Below are 18,784 nucleotides of genomic sequence, written 5' to 3'. Positions count from 1 at the left end.
ATTTGATCGCACGGCCGAAGGCCGTGTGATCAAGTGCCTCACCGTGGTTGACGACGCCACACACGAGTCGGTCGTGATCGAAGTAGAGCGTGCCATTTCTGGTGCCGGCGTCGCTCGCGTGATGGATCGCTTGGCGCTCACACGCGGCCTACCGAAGATCATTCGCAGTGATAACGGCAAGGAGTTTTGCGGGAAGGCCATGGTGGTGTGGGCCCATGAGCGCGGCGTGCAACTGCGGTTGATCGAGCCTGGCAAGCCCAACCAGCACGCTTACATCGAATCGTTCAACGGGCGCTTGCGCGATGAATGCCTCAACGAGCACTGGTTTCCCAGCCTGCTTCACGCACGCACCGAGATCGAAACCTGGCGCCGGGAATACAACGAAGAACGACCCAAGAAGGCTTTGGGCGGGCTCACGCCCGCCGACTATGCGAAGCAGCTAAAGTGACACTGGGCTCTAATTCGTCCCGCTACTGAAAGCGGGGGGACGTCGGTTTCCCCACCGATAATCTTCCCCAGGCCTGCTTCACTTTTGATCAAACTTTGGCCCGCATCTCTGAACTTGGCCCGCTCTACAATCGGTGCACGGACAAGGGCTCAGCCTCCCGTCCAGCATCATTGTCTGTCACGGATTTAAACGGCACGGTGCTTTCCGTTCAAACCGACCATCCGTTCGATCATCAGGCTTTTGCCCGAGACTTTTGCCTAACGGATCAGTGGTCACATATTGGACGAATGTTTGCCGGTGAATGTTTCCTGCTGTCACAGGGATCTGTCCTTGATGACCATCTTCCACATGTAGAAGGTCTTTCCGACGGGTCGGCAGCCATCGTCGCGCCATATCCAAATGGCATTCGGCTATCGAAACTACTGCGACTCCATCTTCTGTCCGCGTTCCTTGGTACATATGCGCGCTACCACCCAGAGCCCTGGATCGCCGCCGTATTTGGCCATGTGAATGGGGATCACATCATGCCCTTGATCCGGGCAGCGACTGACTTAGTTGATGCCGAGTATCCCAGGCTGGTCATCAAGGAACTTGAAGATCGGGTGTGAGGATTCTAGAGGGTCGCTTTGATCTCGGCCACGTTCTTACATACCCCCGATAACACGGTCTAATCGCCCTGCCCTTGACCTTGCCCTTCCATGGCAAGCGCATAATTTTCGACGGCTTCGCACCCGTGATCCCCGTCGGACTAGAGGCACCCTGGCGCTCCCCTCGGTGAAACCTTTTGGGTTGGGCACGCATCACATCGTCATCCATTGGTCGGTGAGATCACCTCGATGAGAAAGAGATGAAGAACTGCGCCCTCGCTTTCTGGCTCATGATCACGGCCTTTTCCCCGGCCTATGCTCGTCATTTCACGCAATCCGATCTGGCTTATCTAAGTCAGATCGGCGACGCCACCGCCTCGAGCGACGGCAAATGGCTGGTATGGGAGCAGGCCACGGATGATCCGCATATAAAAGGGACGCAACATGTGCTGTGGCGACTCGATCTCGCCAACAGCGGCAGCGAACCGGAGAAGATGGCGTTTCTCGACGACTCTGCACCGTCCGCCCCTGCGTTCTCGGCTGACGGTATGTTGTACTTCCTGTCGGAACGGACGTCGTCGATGCCGACGATCTTCCGTATGTCGATGGATGACACCAAGCCGACTGCGGTGCTGGCATCCGAAGATCTCGCAGGATTTAGGATCTCTCCGCGTGGCGATGCAGTGCTTGTCTGGGCGCGTAGACCACCGCATACGCGATTCCTGGATGACAAGACTGGGATCGTCCAAGCCAACGGCGGCGCCCGCGTCTTCGATCAGCTCCCCATAAGACATTGGAATCAATGGGAGGATGGCAATCGATCCCAATTATTCCTGCTGCCTCTGCATGACGGACAGGCAATTGGACCCGGGTGCGCGGTCGCGCCGACGCTCGTCGGCGACGTACCGTCACAACCAAGCGGAGGAAAGGAGGAGACAGCCTGGGGCGCGGATGGAAAGTCCATCTACTTTTCGTTGCGAGCCGCGGGTCCCATCGAGCCGCTTTCCACCAATACCGACATCTACGCCGCGTCAGCGGACTGCGCGAACGAACCCATCGATCTGACCGCAGCCAATGCGGCGGCGGACCAATGGCCCGCGGTATCGCCCGACGGGCGGTGGCTCGCCTGGCTTGCCACCTCTCGGCCGGGATATGCCGATGACAGGCGCGTGGTTTGGCTTCGCGAACTCGCCACCGGGAAGGCTCACCCACTCACACAAGCATGGGATCGATCGCCGGATGCAATTCTGTGGTCCCCGGACTCAACCACGCTCTACGCTACGGCCAACGACACGCTGGACCATCCTGTCTTCAGCATTGACGTTGCCGATGAGGTCGTTCGGCGACTGACGACCGCTGGGCACTTGGTGCTTATCGCGGCCGAGCCCGACGGGTCGCTAATTCTCAAGAAGGATGGACTGGTGGAGCCTCCGAATCTGTGGCGCCGCAGCGCCAGAGGCAAACTCACGAGGCTCACAAACGCCAACGCTGCCAAGCTGGCCGGTGTCGAGTGGCCGAAGGTACTGCGCTTCAAGTTTGCCGGTGCCGGAGGCGACGAGGTCAATGGCATCGTGCTGCGCCCACCCGGACTGGCACCAGGCAAGAAAGCCCCCGTCGTCCTCATTGTCCACGGTGGCCCGCAATCCTCCCTCGGCGACATCTGGTACCCGCGATGGCCACTGAATCCGACGCTCTACGCGGAACATGGGTACGGCGTGGTGTCTGTCGACTTCCATGGAAGCACGGGATACGGCCAAGCGTTCACCGACTCGGTCAATCGCAACTGGGGTGGCAAGCCGCTTGAAGACCTCCAGCTTGGTCTCGCGACGGCGATCGAGCGCTTCACATTTCTCGACGGGGACAACGCCTGCGCGGTCGGTGCTTCTTACGGCGGATACATGATGAATTGGATCGAAGGCCATTGGCCCGGCCGATTCAATTGCATCGTCCAGCATGACGGCATCTTCGACGAGCGAGGCATGACGTACGAGACGGACGAACTCGCCCAGGATCACTGGGATTTCGGAAACAGACCGTACTATGTCGATCCCGTCGAATACGAGCGATGGAATCCTGTCAATGCCGTTGCCCAATGGCGAACGCCTCAACTTGTGATCACGGGCGAAAAGGACTTCAGAAGCCCGACCGGACAGGCAGTGGCAGCGTTCACTGCACTGCAGGAGCGAAGCATTCCTTCCCGGCTGCTCGTGTTTCCGGACGAAGGCCACTACGAAGCCAGGGCGGTGGACAGCATTCAATGGTACGACGAGGTCTTCAAGTGGCTGGACGAATGGACGTCCAAGGCTGCAGCCGGAGCGCAAAGCACTCAATCCACACCATGAAGCAGGCCGCCTGCCTTGGGAGCGGACGGCCACGCTACCCTCGATAACGCGCCCTAATCGCGCGGCAGGTCATGTCCTTGATTCCATCGAAGCGCAAGGCAGCAAGCATCGCCTCGGTCAGAAGCAGCGCTAGCGCCGCGATAGCCGGTACGACGGATGATTCAACCCGGTCGGAGGATAAAGTTCATCGTGCGTGTAGGTGAAACCAAGCTTCAGAAGAAACTTTCGCGACATCTCGTTCCGGGGGTGATGTCCTGCAAAAAGCGCCGAAGCGTTCAGTGAATCAAAGCCATAGTTAATCACCGCCCTGCCCGCTTCTATGGCCAGGCCCTGGCCCCAGAACTTATGGCGCAGGTGTACTCCCAACTCGTAGACCTGCTGATCCACGTCATAGGGACGCAATCCAGCGCATCCAGCGTGCTCTCCGCTTTCCAAGAGGAAGATCGGCCAGTACTGAACGTGATGTTCCTGCATGCAAGACATCTCGGTAGATAAGCGTCGCGCTACCGCTTCCTCGGTAAACGGGCCGCCGATCAATGCGGTTACCTGCGGATCGCCCCATAACGTTAACGCCAACCTCAGGTCGTCTGAAGTCCAGCAGCGAAATTCCAGTCGTTGGGTGGACGGGGGATAATTCATGTGGCTACTCTCGGGGGGATGGCAAGGCAACGGGCTTCTTTTGGCAGCAGCCCTCTCTAGGGGAATGTCCGCCACGGGTCGAAAGCAAGCCTGGCCAGTGTACCGATGCACCACCTGGTGCCGGAGTCTTCCAGTGCCCGGAAGAACGCGTCGGCGGTCTACAGCAAACCTAGTTGCGTTGCTTTCAGGGTGGCTGCGGCGCGGGTGGTGCACTCGAGTTTGCGGAACGCACTCTCGACGTGAGTGCGTACGGTGCTTGGGCTGATTCCCAGTTTTTTGGCCGCTTCCTTGTTGCTGGCGCCTAGACTGATCCAGCGCAGCACGTCACGCTCGCGCTGCGTAAGCAAGCTGGTCAATGCGGCGACAGCTGGCTTGTTCCTGTTTGTCCGTGGCTCCTTCAGCAATGCTCGGACAACGTCGGCGTCGTGGCGTCCAGCGACGGCCTCGGCGGTCATCAAAGCCTGCGCGGCGCTTTCGTCCATGGCTTCTCGCCAGGGCCGCGCCGCACGCAAGGCAGCCAATGCCGATGCAGCGGAGAGGATGCGTCCTTCGATGGGAATGTTTCCGGTTCTGGCTTCCCGGTAGTAACCGGAGCCATCCGGCCTTTCGTAGGCGTAGGACGCAATGTCCGCCTCGCCGGCCAGGCTGCCGAGTTGCCGCGCCGCTCGTCCGGTCCAGTAGGGAACAAGGCGTACGCGCTCCCACTCCGGTTCCATCAGTTTGCCCGGCGTATCCCAGACCATGTTCGGTACGGCGGCGCGACCGATGCCATGGATAAGGGCCGCCCGGTATAACTTCTGCTGGCGGGCTTCATCCAGTTCTAGCGCGATGGCCGTATTCTTGGCCAGCTGCGCCACGCGCCGCGAATGCCCGGTCATCCAGGGTAATTTCAGGTCGATGATGTCGGCCAGTATTTCTAGCGATGTCGTGCGTCCGGCGAACACCTCGCCGAGCGAACACCGGCCGCTTAAGGTCGGGTCGTTGTCGAGTTCGGCCAGCCAGCGCGAAGCGTTTTCTATCAGCAGCGACGCAAGGCCGACGGGATACAACACATCGGCGCGTTGGCCGATCAGTTGGCACGCCTGCTCAAAGCCATAGAGGCGGTGGAAGATGTCGAGGTCGCCGGCAAGCGACGCCATGTAAACAGAAGCGGGGATCTGTTCGCCTTGCAGGCCGTCCGGGGCGCCAGCGCCGTTGTGGCTTTCAAACAAATGGCGCAGCGCGAACTGCGCCGTCTCGCTCAAACCCAGTTCTTTGGCGATGTCTCCGGAGACTTCGCAATGGATGCGCGACAACGAGTGGAATGCCGAGCCATTGCCCTTGGTGCCCGCGCGAAACCCGCTGCCGGGCGACTGGAGGGCAAGCAGCGCCTTGCGCGCACTTATGTCGTCACCGACCAGTCGCGCGAATTCGGGCGCATTGGCGGTACAGCCGGACCAGCGCAGCAATGCGACGGTAGCGGCCTCGGTGCAGGCCACCTCATCGGCGCCGGCGGCCTTGGCCAGTTGCCCGGCAATCCAGGCGGCCCGCGGGGAGTGATCGGTCGGCTGCCCCATGGCGAGGTCGCCCACAAACGCGATCGAGCGGATCACGTCGAGCAAGGCAACAGCGGACACCTCTGCGTCAGATCGGGACATGTTCATGGGCAGGGAGCATAGCGCCACCGTTCTCGCCACGGCCTCGGTCATTCATCCGATGGTTTGCGCAAACCCCGGCGCGCAAGCTGCGCTCCAAGGTCGACAGCACGACCTGTCTTCCCCCGCGATGTATGTCCCTGCTTCGTTCCGTCAAATAACCTTTGGAGATTCTGATGAAGATCAAAGCTTTCGGTCTCGCCGCCCTGGCCGCCATGACCCTCGCATCTGCCGCTCACGCCGCCACCGACATGGCGCCCAAGTCACAGGAATCCATCAAGAACATCGTGCTCGTGCACGGCGGCTTCGTAGATGGCTCCGGCTGGCAGAAGGTGTACGACATCCTCAAGAAGGACGGTTACAACGTCACCATCGTCCAGAACCCCACGACCACGCTCGCCGATGACGTCGCCTTCACCAAGCGCGCCATTGCGCAACAGAATGGCCCCGTAGTGCTCGTCGGCCACTCTTACGGCGGCGTGGTTATTTCCGAAGCCGGCACCGATCCCAAGGTCCAGCGCCTCGTCTACATCGCCGCGTTTGCACCGGACACCGGCGAGTCGGTGCAGAGCCTGATCGCCAACCCGCCCCCGGGTGCGTCGCAGCCGCCGATCCTGCCGCCGCAGGATGGTTTTCTGTTCCTGGATCGCGCGAAGTTCGCGGCCGCCTTTGCCGGCGACGTGCCCGCTGCCGAAGCCAATTTCATGGCGGACTCGCAGGTACCGTGGGGCGTTCAGGCCTTGGGTGGGCAGGTGACGGTGCCTGCCTGGAAGTCGAAGCCGAGCTGGTATCTGGTTACCAAGGATGACCACATGATCCCGCCCCAAGCGCAGCACATGATGGCTAAGCGCGCGGGCTCCACGGTGGTCGAAGTGGCCGGCAGCCATGCCATCTATGTCTCCAAGCCGGAGGTTGTCGCCAAGCTCATCGAGCAGGCGTCCTACGGCAAGAAGTAATCGTTGCGAGGGAGCGGAGCGCAGCTGGCGCTCCGCTCCCTTTCATGTGCAAGGCAAGCATCGAGCGAAGCGCGAATGCGTTTGTCAGTAACCCCCGCCCTTCTGCAATGCAACAAGCGTCGCGCTGCAAAAACGGGTTAGAGTCCAGCCGGAGCACGGATCACAAGTGTCCGGACATCGGGGCCATCACAACATGGCCCTTTTTTCGGCATCGAATGTGGATCGATCTAAATGCATGCCCTTCGCAGGGCGTCGACCAGGGTGCGCGTGGCACTGAACACATTCATGGGATGGGGCAACAGGTGCAAAGCGAATGGTGAACAGCTCTAACAGGACGGGAATCATGCGATGCCTGTTGGCCGGCATGCTGGTGTTGTCGCAAAGCATTGGGGCTGCACCCGCGTCCCCTCCGATGGCCGATCGCACGGTACCGGCACAACGCCCGTTGGACGAACCTCAACCACCGTCAGGTCCTGGCCCCGGCGCCACCACGATCGATGCGTGGCAGGACCGCAAGTTCGGCATGTTCATTCACTTTGGCCTGTATTCGCTGGCGGGCGGCATGTGGGACGGCCATCGCGTGGATAACGGCTACAGCGAGCAGATTCTCGCCAATGCGCCGATTCCGCCTGACCAATACGAAGCGCTGGCCCAGAGCTTCGATCCCGTGAATTTCGACGCCGATGCCATCGCCGCCCTCGCCAAGGCCGCGGGCATGAAGTTCGTCGTGGTCACGGCCAAGCACCACGATGGATTCAATCTGTTCCAGACGGCGCAAACGCCGTACAACGCGGTGGATGGCACGCCCTATCACCAGGACATCGTCAAGAAGCTTGCGGATGCATGCGCGCGGGCAGGCCTTAAGTTCGGCGTCTATTACTCGACGATCGACTGGCATCATCCCGGTGGCAATAGGTATATCGAAGGCAACAGCAACCCGATCACGCCGGCGCAAGAGGCATTCAATGTTGCGCAGCTGCAGGAGTTGATGAGCCACTACGGCCCCATCTCGGAAATCTGGTTTGACATGGGCAAGCCGACGCCGGCGCAGAGCACGCACTTCGCGCAGACCGTGCATGCACTACAGCCGCAAACCATGATCTCCGGTCGTGTCTGGAATAGTCGCGGCAACTTTGCCGTTATGGGCGACAACAGCGAGCCCGACGTGGCGATGGAGCTGCCCTGGCAGGCGCCGGCCTCTATGTTTCCAGAAACCTGGGGCTATCGCTCCTGGCAAGCAAGAGCGGATCTACCGGCCAAGATTCGCGAGAACATCACGCGACTGGTTCGCGTCGTCAGTCAGGGCGGCAACTACATTCTCAACATCGGGCCCGAAGGCGATGGCTCCGTCGTGCCCTATGAAGCGCAGGTATTGCATGGCATCGGCACATGGCTGAAGCGCAACGGCGACGCTATCTACGGCACGCGCAAGCAGCCGTTTGAAGCACTGGACTTCGGCTATGCAACGGTGGGTCCGCACGCGATTTACCTGTTCGTGGCGGAAACCCCCGCAGATCACCAGCTTCACCTCCCGGGCCTGATCGACACTGAACTGGGCCGCGCCTATCCACTGGGCTCACCCGACACCACGATCGATGCACGTCACGATGCCGAGGGTGTAACCATCCCACTGGATCGCTTCACCCATTGGCCTGCCTCGGATTCCAGCGACGCGAACGTGGATTCGTTCATGCCGGTCGTTGTACTGCCTTTCAAAGGCACGCTACATGTCCGCCCCAAGGCCATTGCCGCCGCAAGCAACGGCAGCGTTCACCTGCCATCCGCGCAGGCCGCGCACTATCTCAACTACAACGGTGAAGGCTATGAAGATCCCGCCACGCTCTACAAGCTGACGTGGAAGGTCGACGCCAACGCATCCGATTACACGTGCACCGTCCACTACATACCGCGGCCACAAACGGCGTGGATTGATCTATGGATCGATGGGCAGCGTTACTCCTTGGATCTGGCGGGCGCAGCCTCTGACACAAAGGAAATCACCAGCCAGGCGATACATGTACACCGAGATAGTGTGGCGCACCCCTATGCGATGCAGGTGGAGATCACACCACCATCGCCGTTCGAGCAGGGTAGCCGTCTGCCGGTATCCATACATTCTGTAGAGCTTTCACCGACGCGTTGATCCGCATCGATCAGCTGAGGGCCCTCGCATGGGCGGGTCTGTCTCGGGGCTAGGGCAACGATATCAGGTAGGCCATCGGAGCCTGAGGTATGGCCCACGCGATTTCAAATCAATCGAGACTTGCGCCGGTCAGTTGCTCGCTGAGCTGCCAGAGCCGTCCGGCCGCCACGGGATCGATGGCGCGCGGTCGCACGCCGTGCAGATTCGCGCTGTCGTCGCTCGGCAACGCCTCGGCAATATCGCAATCGGCGCAATAGACGCCCCCCATACCGAGAAGCTGCGGACTCGTCGCGCACCACACTGTGGTTGATGCACCCTGCGGGATGGTCTTCTTGTTGTTCTCCGGATCAATGATGGGATCACCGTTCTTATCGATGATCTGGCCGGCTTCAAGCTGCTCTCGCGACATGTAGCGAACAAGGTCCGTGATGATCGCGCCTGGGTGCACCGAGAATGCGCGGACACCCTGGTGTCGCCCGATAGAATCAAGCGCCACGGCAAACAACGCATTTGCTGTTTTTGACTGCGCATAAGCCAGCCAAGGGTCATAAGGGCGACGCTCGAAATGGATATCGGAGAAATCGATGCCGCCTCGGCGATGTCCGTAGGAACTGAGCGCGATGACGCGCGCATCCCTGCTGCGAGCGAGCGCGGGCCACAAGCGGCAGGTCAGTTGGAAATGGCCTAGATGATTGGCCGAAAACTGCGACTCGTAGCCGCGGCCGTCTCGCATGAGTGGCGGCGCCATGACGCCTGCATTGTTGATCAGGAGATGGAGCGCGTCCGTGGTGTCGAGTACGCGTTCGGCAAAGCGCTCGATGGATGCAGGGTCGAGCAGATCCATGCCGTGAACAACGACATCAGGCATGTCGCGCAAGGCTTGCTCAGCCTTCGCCATGTCTCGTGCGGGAACAAAAATCTTTGCGCCGGCCGAGCGCAAAACGCGAACGGTTTCCAGGCCGATGCCGGAGTATCCGCCAGTGACAACGACGTTCTTGCCGCGCAGGTTGATTCCATGAATGACATCTTGAGCCGTCGAGGCGGCTCCAAAGCCAGAGCCGATAGCGTTCTGAGGTGTGGGCATGAATGGGGCTCCCTAGTGGTGCCTGCCAAGGTAGGCCCAGAAGCTCGTATGAAGAATGCTTGTTGATGCGCTTTTTATGCGTGATAGTTCAAACATGGCTTCCGACCCTCTCTCCGACGTACTCGAACTCGTCCAGGCGCGTTGCATCGTGTCCGGCCGCCTTCTCGCTGGCGGCGCGTGGGGCCGACGCTGCTCCAATCTGGATGCCATCAAGTTCTGTGCGGCGATTGAAGGGGGTTGCTGGTGCTACATGGACGGGATGGTCGCACCAGTCCGTTTTGACGCGGGCGATGTCCTGGTGACGAACGGCACGCGGTCTCTGATTCTGGCTAGCGATCCAGCCTTGATAGCAACCGCCGTAAACACGCCGCTTGTCGCGGATCAAGACGGCATCTACCGCCTTGGAGCCGGGAGCGACCTTGCGATGCTGGCTGGGTTCGTGCACATCGACGACAGACGCCAGTCGCTGCTTCTGGATGGGTTGCCACCCATGCTCCATGTACACGGCAGCATGCCCGACGCGGCCATCATCGCCTGGCTGCTCAAGCAGCTTGTGCGCGAGATGGAGCCAGCGGAGCGCCCTGGCCGAACCGTTATCCTTGCTGAGCTTTCACAACTCCTATTCGTCAACACGCTTCGCGCCTACCTTGCGCACGCGCCGGAAGATGACACAGGATGGCTGAAAGGTCTTGGCGACAAACGACTTGCGTGCGTGCTTAGTCGAATGCACGCAGAGCCCGGACGCGCCTGGAGCTTGGAGGATCTTGCCCAGGTGGCGGGCATGTCACGCACATCGTTTGCTGTTCGATTCCGTGAGGTTATGGGAATGCCTCCGCTGACTTACCTCACCAACTGGCGCATGCACGTCGCCGAGCGGCAACTACTCGCTGGCGCGACGGTAGCCGAGGTGGCAGATGCGATTGGCTATACATCGGAAAGCGCCTTCAGTCATGCCTTCAAGCGCAGCATGGGAATCGCCCCAGGCAGGTATCGCAAGACTGTTGAAGGCCCACACGAAGCGCGGCGTGAGCTCCACGAAGAGGATTCGGTGGTGGACTCATTCTGAGTTGGACGTGAGCGTTCACGTTGAAGGAGGAGAGTCTGCTTAGGGTCGGAGCAAACATTAGACACCTTAGCGAATAGATCGCTGCCCTACCCCCGATAGCCATCCCTGATCATCCCGGCCGCCTTACGTGCGGCGATCGACTCCATTCTCACGGCTGCGGGCGGCGCGACGGACTCCTGGCACTAGATGCCGGCGTACCATTCGTAGCCTTGATCCTCCCAGTAGCCGCCCTGGCCATCCCCGATATCCTCGAACGAGCTGACCAGTTCGATGCGTGCCAGGTATTTCGCCTGCTTATAGCCGAGCTGACGCCCAATCCGCACGCGCAAGGGCGCACCGTTCGGCACGGGTAGCGGCTGGTCGTTCAAGGCGAAAGCCAAGAGCGTCTGCGGATGCCTGGCCTCCGCAAGATCAATGCTCTCGTAGTAAGGCGTGTCTTCTTCCATGTCGTCAAAGCAGTGGAACATGACGAACCGTGCCCTCGGATCGACGCCGACATAATCGAGTACGGCAGACAGTAACGTTCCCTGCCATTTCCCAATGGCGCTCCAACCCTCCACACAATCGTGCCTCGTAATCTGCGTGCGCAGGTCCAGGTGTTTCAGGTCGTCAATGGAGAGCATCGCCGGGCGGGTCACCAACCCATCCACTTGCAGTTTGTAGCCTCGAAAGTTGTCAGCCATCAGGGTCTGATAGGCAGGCGTGGTGGGCATGGTGGTGCCATTGGGATGGAATACCGGCGATATATCAGCTTCGGCATACTCCTTCGCCATGCTGCTCGATGGCGACAACAAGGCCTGCACGCGGCGATTCAAACCCTCCGCCTTGCTCAGCACAATGGGGCCCCACAGCGTCTGCGAGATGCGGTCACAACCGGCGACGAGCACTCCCGCCGCCCCCACCATCGTTATGCGCAGGAACGATCTGCGATTACTCATGAGAGCGGTCCTCCGATGGCTCGAAATCACTCGGTGCTTCCTCGACCTGTGGCTGTGTCTCGACTGGCGCGGGGTCGATCGCGTAATAGCCGGTGATCATGCCCCGAAGCTGGTTGAACACGCCGGTGATCAACACTTCGAACAGGTGAATCAGCACAAAGGCCACGAAGCCCCAGGCGATGATGAAATGAATAGTCCGCGCCGATTGCCGGCCGCCAACAGCTTCGACCATGGGCGAAAGCACCGCATCCATGCGTGGTGACATGGCCAGCCCCATAAGCACGATGCCCACACCGAACACGAAGATGACAGTCAAGTACGCCAACCGCTGCAGGATGTTGTAGCGCAGCGCCGCTTCACCGTGCGGGTGCTTGAAACGCAGATGATCGATGACGGATCGCCCGATGCCGCGCCAGTCCGCACCCGTGGGCCACAAGTCCCGTTGCAGGTGCCGGGTGACCAGTGCGTAGCCGACGTAGCACAGCCCGTTGAGTACAAACACCCACGCGAAGAAGAAATGCCAGCGACGTCCCATCGACAGCCACTGCGAGCCTGGCACAGTGAGCCATGGCGGGAACCCGCGTACCTGGGGACTGCCATCCTTCCCGTTCGATACACCAAGGACGCCGGTCGTGTTGAACTCACGCGTTCCGATGCGCGTGACGCCCTGCAGGTTGCCTGCCGGATCCTGGTGAGCGCCCAACGCAAAGATGGCCGTGCCTTCGTCGGATCGATTGCCCCAGTAAAGACGTGGATGCGCGTTGAATATCTGCAACCCGCTGAAGAACATCAACGTCAGCGCAACTACATTGATCCAGTGCATGATCCGGATCGGCAGCGGGTGCCGATAGACGAGCCTGCGCGGTTCCGGAACCACCAAGGTAACCGGAGGAGATGCGCCAGCATCAAGGCTTTCCGTACTCATGGCCATACTCCAGGGAAGCAAGGCGAACTGAACGGTTTGGCGATTAGTTTACTCGCGCACCGGTGCCGGCGAACTGACCACACACGATCGCTGGAAAGAACCCGGATAGCGCTTAAAACCAGCCGGGCAAGATTTGCGTTTCAACCCAACGTGTCTGCTTCGATGCTGATGCTTCGCGTCGAAGCTACTGACTATTTCGTGCATGGACGTACGCCGGTTACATCGCGACAGCCGCGCCTCCTTTCCGGGAGACGAGCGATGTAACCCCGCGAACGCAACGTTCGAATACCTAAAGACCGATGCGCACGGTCGCTGTTGGGAGCGCGTCGTGGCGACACACGATGCCGCAATTACCTACGATCACATCAAGGATTGGTCATGAAAAGAACTATCTGTGGGTCAGCGCTACTGGGATTGATGGTAGTCGGAACGGCTTATGCCCAAACCGACCCGGCATGGAACGACGGCGATCTTGTTGTCACCTCATCAAACACTGCCAGCAACGAGCTACTTGTCTACAACACACGCGGCGTGCTGGTGGAACAATCCGAAACCGGAGGAACAGGCGGAGTGGCCGGCAATGCCGGTGGCATTGCTCAAAACCGTCGCCTGCTTGCTGTGGTGAATTTTGGATCCGGCAACGTATCGATCTTTCGAAAAATCGATGGCGGCGTTCCGTTGCAACGGATGAAGGTCGTGCCCGCCATCACCAATCCCGTCAGCGTCGCCTTCGGTCGCGACCACCTCTATATCCTCACGACCACACATATCGAATCGCATCCGATTGACCGCTACGGCGTGGAGCCTACGGCTGATGGCTCGGCGCAGCTGGTGATTGCCGATGGCTCCGCCGCCCAGGTAGGCGTGATCGATGGAGAACTCGTCGTCACCGAGAAGAGCAACGCCATCGAAACCGTGCATCTGACAGACCAAGGAGCCGTCACGGGCCAAACCAAGCTGGTGGCCAACATCCCTGCCAACGTCAATGCGCCCTTCGGGCTGGCCACGCGTGGTCGCGATGCCTACGTCACCATCGCCCATGCCAACGAGATCAGCCTGGTACGGGATAATGCCGTGTTGACGGTGACCGGCTCCGGCACACAGATGGCACCCTGCTGGGTTGCGCTCGATGGCTCGTTCTTATTCTCGGCGAATTCACCGAGCCACTCCGTATCGCGTTACTCCGTCTACAACCGCAAGATTGTCCAGGACGCGGCCGTCGTCGCCACATTCAACGGCAATCCAACCGACATAACGTACCGTGACAACCTCGCCGCCGTGGTGGATGGCAACGGATCGGCATCCCATGTATCCATCTTCCATGTCGATGGCGATGGAAACTTCGACCTGAAGAGCAGCGTCACCCTCAATAGTGGCACCACGAACGGCATTGCAATAATGCATGCAGGAGATGATGTCGACGACTGATTGAGGCTCCCGCGCCGGAGTTCATCGCCACATTCCGGCGCGGAGTTCTTCAGACGAATGAAGGTGGCCAAGGTGTCTCGCGGTGGCTAGTGGCACCGCTACCAGTCAACGCGCCATGCAGAATCCCATTCCGCATGAGGCGGACTGATGGCTACCTCAATGCATTCCGACCCACGTTTCCTCGATGTCATCCATCACGGCCCGCTTCAAGTCCGGATCAGACAGTTCACTAATGGCGAACACGCGTCCATGACGCATGCCTCGATAGATCCCATCTTTTCGAAATGTTGCAGCCCAAGTCACGCTACTCATCACCGCCAGCTCGTATTGCGCGGTGTAATTGAAGCCATTGCTAGTAGTTCCGACGCAGTCGGTCATGGCTACGAAATCCCGGGCGTGGTGAATCTAGACGCTACTCGCTCTGCGGGCATCGCATGTGAAATTTTCACGTCACCGCCATGCCGTTCACCATTTGCGTCGCCCTACGTGAAGCCCCTGGCTCAACTGAAGCTTCAAGCCATTGCCTTCCAGAAAAAGCAACGGTGTGTATGAAGTGACGTCGTTACGTCGCTTGCGACAGAGATTCACGGGACTCATCGAGTCACCGTTTAGCCGGCTTCCTTGATCAAGTTGACCAACGCCCGCAGCGGCGCAGGTAAATGCAGGCGCCCGGGGTAGTACAGCGCCAATCGGTCGAAAGGTGGTGTCCAGTCATCCAGCACCCGCTCCAGTCGTCCTGCTGTGAGGTCGGCTTCAGCGTCGTATTCGCTCACGTAAATCAGGCCCAGTCCGGCCAGCGCTGCCTCGCGCAACAAGTGAGGCTCGTCCAACGTAACGACGCCGGGCACGTCGACAGCCAAGGTTTCCCCTCGGCGCTCGAACTCCCAATGGTAGATGTGGCCCGAGGGCAAGCGCGCACGGATCGCGACATGGCGAGCCAGATCACCGGGATGACTGGGTCGGCCGTGCTTTGCGAAGTAAGCGGGAGACCCGACCACCGCATGGCGAATGGGTGGCCCGACAGGTACGGCCACCATATCGCCCGGCACGATATCCAGCGTGCGGAAGCCGGCGTCGTAGCCTTCCCGCACAATATCAATCAGGCGAGCTTCGGTGGCCAGCTCCAGTTGCACTTGGGGATAGCGCTGCATGTAAGGGATCAACAGCGGCTTCATCAGACGCCTAGCTGCGCCGACCGATGTGTTCAAGCGCAGGGTGCCGGTAGGCGCGCCGGCCGATTCGCCGGCCCGCTCCATCGCGCCGCGGATGCCAGCAATCGCCGGAGCCACCTCGGCCACGAAACGCTCCCCTGCCTCGGTCAGGCGCACGCTGCGCGTGGTGCGATGGAACAATCGCGTCCCGAGTCGGGCTTCCAGCGCTGCCACCGATTGGCTCAGCGCGGATGTGGACATCTCCAGCTCGGCTGCGGCGGCACGAAAACTGCCGCGCTGGGCCACCGCCAGCACCGCCTCGAGTTCAGTCAGGCCGCTACGCATTATCCGCTCCTGCTTAACAACCCATCCCCTTTTGTGCAGCTTATCAAGGCAATGGGCAGCCCGCATCCTTGGAAGGTCACCCTTTCAGGAGAACTGCCATGTTCAGCATCGACCAGATCTATATCGACGGCGCCTTCGTTACCCCGCACGGCGAGGAGCGCTTTGAACTGTTCAATCCGACCACCGAAAACGTGATCGGAACCGTCCGCCTTGCCGACGCCGATGACGCACGCCGCGCCATCGCGGCGGCCAAGCGCGCCTTGCCCGCCTGGTCGCACACTACGCTGGCCGAACGGGCCGCCCTGTTGCGTCGAATGCATGCAGCCATGGCTGCCCGAGAGGATGAGCTATTTGCCGCCGTGGTACAGGAATACGGTGCTCCCGTCGCTTTTGCGCGCTGGACGTCCCGATATGCGGCCCAGGTGTTTCTCGACGCCATCGACGCCATGGAGGCGTACGACTTCAAGCGCCAACTTGGGACAGCGCGCGTGGTGATGCAGCCGGTAGGCGTCGTGGGCATGATCACGCCGTGGAACAGCAATGCCGGCTTTATCGGCAGCAAACTCTCCACGGCGCTGGCTGCCGGATGCACAGCGGTGATCAAGCCCAGCGAGATGAGCGCGCTGCAGACTCGCATCGTGACGGAGGCGCTGCACGAGGCCAACGCTCCCGCTGGCGTGTTCAATATCGTGACGGGTCGTGGCGATGTCGTGGGCGCGGCCATCGTCGAAAGCCCGGACGTACGCAAGATCTCTTTCACCGGCTCCACCGCCGTGGGCAAGCGCATCCTGCGCGCTGCCAGCAATGACGTGAAACGTGTGACGCTGGAACTCGGCGGCAAATCGCCCACCATCATCCTGGACGATGCCGACTTCGCCACTGCCGTACCCATGGCGATCCAGGCGGGTTTCATGAACAGCGGACAGGCGTGCATCGCCGGCACGCGCATCCTGGTGCCGCGGGCTCGCCTGGCGGAATTCGAAGCGCTTGCGCAGGCTGTCGTCGAAACCACGGTGGCCGGTGATCCGGCGAATGCCGACACCAACGTCGGCCCCATGGTCAGCCGCAAACAGTGGGAGCGCGTGCAGGGCTATATACGCAAAGGCATCGACGAAGGCGCCCGGCTGCTGGCTGGTGGCGAGGGCCGTCCAGATGGCTACACGCGTGGCTGGCTAGTACGCCCCACATTGTTCACGGGCGTGCGTAACGACATGACTATCGCCCGCGAGGAAATCTTCGGGCCGGTGCTGTCGATCATCGCCTATGACGACGAAGACGAAGCCATCGCCATTGCGAACGACACGCCCTATGGTTTGTCAGCCTACGTAGCTACCACAAGCGCTGAACGCGGTGCGCGCGTGGCGGCCCGCATCGATGCCGGCCGGGTCATGGTCAATACGCTCACTCATGAGCCCAAGGCGCCTTTCGGCGGCTTCAAGCAATCCGGCATCGGTCGCGAATATGGCGTCTTCGGCCTGGAGGCCTACCTGGAACCGAAAACCATTATTGGCCTTTAGGTCTGGGACGGGATCCAACCAACCCTCTGGCTACCAAGTAGCGAGTCGTGAAAAGAAGGCCCCGATAGGGGCCTTCCAGCGCTGAGCGCCTCAATCACTTGGAAGACATTTCCACGCTCTTGGCCGCTTGTTCGATAATCGAGGCCACCACCTTCGGGTTTGACACGAGAAAGGGAATCTCCGCCCTTCCCCATCAATGCCACCACTTCGGATCGGTTACACGCTCGCCTTCCGATACTTCACGCTTGGCGTTGTACTTTCTCTGCTCAAACTCTGCCGCCAGTGCAGCGAGGACAAAACCACCGATCAGAGCAATGTGCTCGAAGAATCCATTCGTTGCCATGAAGCGTTCTGCGCCTGACATCTCCCAGAACCTATTAGCCAGGAGGTTGGCGATAAACGTGAACACGGCCAGCGCTCCGGCCCCCACCCAAATGAATCGCCCAGTGAGAATCATCAGAGGGCCGACAACCTCCACGACGATCGTGGCCAGCGCCCACGGAAGGCCTGGATGAAGCCCGAAATGCTCTTGCTCAAGAATTGCCGCTGGCAAGTTACTCAGCTTCATCAGTGCGCCGACGACAAACGGTGCGGTCAACGCGAGTCGGGCGATCAACCATGTCCAACGCCAATCCAGTATGGCGTCGACCCATATCGGGTCCGTTCGTCCGAGGCTCTTGAAGCGCGGCGACAACATGGTGGCTTCCCCAAATGGATGATGGAGGCGCGCGGTATTGCGCCCGCTACAACAACGGCTCTGCCACTCGTGAGAGAGCCATGACAACAGGATCGGTCGACCGATATCGTCAACGGTCAGGCTGGCGCAGCGTCTGCTAGGGCGGCCTGACGGTTCGCGAGAAGTCAGGCCGCCCCACCTACGCCTACTTCTTGTAGCTGGCCGCGATTTGACCGACGAGCGTCGCCCAATCCATGTCGAGCGCGCCATAAACTGCACCCGCTTCCGGGCTGCTGTTGAACTTCAGAATCTCGACCATCAAGGTGCTGTAGTCCGACAGAATGACGCCGGCCTGCTGCATGCGCAGAAGGTTCACATCGTGCTTGGTCTTGTTGAAGGTGCCTGAAGCGTCGACGGCCACGTATGCGTCGTATCCACGCGCTGCCGCCGTCATGGCCGGAAGAGCGGCACAGACTTCCAGCGACACGCCAGCGAAGATCAGCTTTTTGCGGCCCGTAGCGTCGATGGCCTTGGCGACCTTATCGTCGTCGTACGCATTGACGGACATGCGATCAATGATCTGCACCCCCGGCAGTGCTTCAACCAGCTCGGGGAACGTCGGACCCCACATGCTGTCGCGTGCAGTGGTCGTCACGACGATCGGCAGGCCGAGCGCCTTGGCGGCCTTGGCCAGTGCGACAACGTTGTGCTTGAGCTCCGCGATCGAGTAGTCGCGAACGCCTGACAGAAGGCCAACCTGGTGGTCGACCAGGACAAGGGCGGCATTGTCGCGGGTGAGCGGCTCGTAGGTGCGCTGCGTCATAACAGTCTCCAATGGCGTGGGTAGTGCCTAGGTAACCGGGGAAATCCCGGATCACGATCAGGTGTCGTGGTGGAGACAAAGC

The 18,784-nt window shown here is 60.4% G+C and carries 17 protein-coding genes; 8 read left to right on the top strand and 9 right to left on the bottom strand.

The features are described 5' to 3' along the window. The 3 genes from DyAD56_RS13825 to DyAD56_RS13815 form a co-directional block, all read left to right on the top strand. A partial coding sequence (locus tag DyAD56_RS13825; RefSeq protein WP_146010513.1) for an integrase core domain-containing protein occupies positions 1–448 on the top strand: 448 nt, incomplete at its 5' end. Between the two features lie 95 nt (positions 449–543). After that, positions 544–1,056, top strand: coding sequence for a hypothetical protein (locus DyAD56_RS23615; protein WP_146010512.1), 513 nt, complete (start codon positions 544–546; stop codon positions 1,054–1,056). A 239-nt stretch (positions 1,057–1,295) separates the two neighbouring features. Continuing rightward, a complete protein-coding gene (locus DyAD56_RS13815; RefSeq protein WP_102303338.1) occupies positions 1,296–3,377 on the top strand; it encodes a S9 family peptidase in 2,082 nt (693 codons plus the stop codon). Between the two features lie 129 nt (positions 3,378–3,506). Here DyAD56_RS13815 and DyAD56_RS13810 read toward each other — a convergent pair whose 3' ends face one another. Continuing rightward, the gene (locus tag DyAD56_RS13810; RefSeq protein ID WP_102303337.1) at positions 3,507–4,016 is read right to left on the bottom strand and encodes a GNAT family N-acetyltransferase; all 510 of its coding nucleotides are present in this window, start codon (positions 4,014–4,016) and stop codon (positions 3,507–3,509) included. A 158-nt stretch (positions 4,017–4,174) separates the two neighbouring features. Then, complete coding sequence (locus DyAD56_RS13805) at positions 4,175–5,608, bottom strand: HD domain-containing phosphohydrolase (protein ID WP_233202427.1); 1,434 nt, start codon at positions 5,606–5,608, stop codon at positions 4,175–4,177. A 218-nt stretch (positions 5,609–5,826) separates the two neighbouring features. On the opposite strand from DyAD56_RS13805, the gene DyAD56_RS13800 reads away from it, so the two are divergent. Both DyAD56_RS13800 and DyAD56_RS13795 read left to right on the top strand, forming a co-directional pair. Next, positions 5,827–6,606 carry an alpha/beta hydrolase gene (locus tag DyAD56_RS13800; RefSeq protein ID WP_199178973.1) on the top strand — a complete coding sequence of 260 codons (780 nt, stop codon included), beginning with the start codon at positions 5,827–5,829 and terminating at the stop codon, positions 6,604–6,606. 343 nt (positions 6,607–6,949) lie between these two features. Then, positions 6,950–8,749, top strand: a complete 1,800-nt coding sequence (locus DyAD56_RS13795) for an alpha-L-fucosidase (protein WP_233202424.1) — start codon at positions 6,950–6,952, stop codon at positions 8,747–8,749. Between the two features lie 109 nt (positions 8,750–8,858). Here the strand turns inward: DyAD56_RS13795 and DyAD56_RS13790 are convergent, their stop codons facing one another. Beyond that, positions 8,859–9,833, bottom strand: coding sequence for an oxidoreductase (locus tag DyAD56_RS13790; protein WP_102303335.1), 975 nt, complete (start codon positions 9,831–9,833; stop codon positions 8,859–8,861). Positions 9,834–9,927: 94 nt separating this feature from the next. On the opposite strand from DyAD56_RS13790, the gene DyAD56_RS13785 reads away from it, so the two are divergent. Continuing rightward, the gene (locus DyAD56_RS13785) at positions 9,928–10,899 is read left to right on the top strand and encodes an AraC family transcriptional regulator (RefSeq protein ID WP_102303356.1); all 972 of its coding nucleotides are present in this window, start codon (positions 9,928–9,930) and stop codon (positions 10,897–10,899) included. A gap of 182 nt (positions 10,900–11,081) precedes the next feature. Here the strand turns inward: DyAD56_RS13785 and DyAD56_RS13780 are convergent, their stop codons facing one another. Together DyAD56_RS13780 and DyAD56_RS13775 are read right to left on the bottom strand one after the other, a co-directional pair. Further along, complete coding sequence (locus DyAD56_RS13780) at positions 11,082–11,837, bottom strand: molybdopterin-binding protein (RefSeq protein WP_102303334.1); 756 nt, start codon at positions 11,835–11,837, stop codon at positions 11,082–11,084. Further along, positions 11,830–12,762: a cytochrome b/b6 domain-containing protein gene (locus DyAD56_RS13775; RefSeq protein ID WP_102303333.1), complete on the bottom strand. Its 933-nt coding sequence runs from the start codon at positions 12,760–12,762 to the stop codon at positions 11,830–11,832. Before DyAD56_RS13775 ends, DyAD56_RS13780 begins: the two co-directional genes overlap by 8 nt. A gap of 378 nt (positions 12,763–13,140) precedes the next feature. Here DyAD56_RS13775 and DyAD56_RS13770 point away from each other — a divergent pair, with 378 nt between their 5' ends. Then, positions 13,141–14,190 (top strand): hypothetical protein, encoded by a 1,050-nt coding sequence (locus DyAD56_RS13770; protein ID WP_146010511.1) that lies wholly within the window; start codon positions 13,141–13,143, stop codon positions 14,188–14,190. Between the two features lie 156 nt (positions 14,191–14,346). On the opposite strand, the gene DyAD56_RS13765 is transcribed toward DyAD56_RS13770, so the two are convergent. Together DyAD56_RS13765 and DyAD56_RS13760 are read right to left on the bottom strand one after the other, a co-directional pair. Further along, positions 14,347–14,568: a TonB-dependent receptor gene (locus DyAD56_RS13765; RefSeq protein WP_102303331.1), complete on the bottom strand. Its 222-nt coding sequence runs from the start codon at positions 14,566–14,568 to the stop codon at positions 14,347–14,349. Positions 14,569–14,798: 230 nt separating this feature from the next. Continuing rightward, positions 14,799–15,686: a LysR family transcriptional regulator gene (locus DyAD56_RS13760; RefSeq protein ID WP_199178972.1), complete on the bottom strand. Its 888-nt coding sequence runs from the start codon at positions 15,684–15,686 to the stop codon at positions 14,799–14,801. Positions 15,687–15,784: 98 nt separating this feature from the next. Here DyAD56_RS13760 and DyAD56_RS13755 point away from each other — a divergent pair, with 98 nt between their 5' ends. After that, positions 15,785–17,203 (top strand): aldehyde dehydrogenase family protein, encoded by a 1,419-nt coding sequence (locus DyAD56_RS13755; RefSeq protein ID WP_102303330.1) that lies wholly within the window; start codon positions 15,785–15,787, stop codon positions 17,201–17,203. 193 nt (positions 17,204–17,396) lie between these two features. Here the strand turns inward: DyAD56_RS13755 and DyAD56_RS13750 are convergent, their stop codons facing one another. Further along, positions 17,397–17,900 carry a DoxX family protein gene (locus DyAD56_RS13750; RefSeq protein ID WP_102303329.1) on the bottom strand — a complete coding sequence of 168 codons (504 nt, stop codon included), beginning with the start codon at positions 17,898–17,900 and terminating at the stop codon, positions 17,397–17,399. Between the two features lie 184 nt (positions 17,901–18,084). Continuing rightward, a complete protein-coding gene (locus DyAD56_RS13745) occupies positions 18,085–18,702 on the bottom strand; it encodes an isochorismatase family protein (RefSeq protein WP_102303328.1) in 618 nt (205 codons plus the stop codon). Positions 18,703–18,784 lie beyond the last annotated feature (82 nt).

Source organism: Dyella sp. AD56 (genome assembly GCF_002878475.1).
Taxonomy (GTDB): domain Bacteria; phylum Pseudomonadota; class Gammaproteobacteria; order Xanthomonadales; family Rhodanobacteraceae; genus Dyella.
The sequence above is the reverse complement of the archived record's forward strand: the minus strand, read 5'-3'. Positions and strand labels throughout refer to the sequence as shown.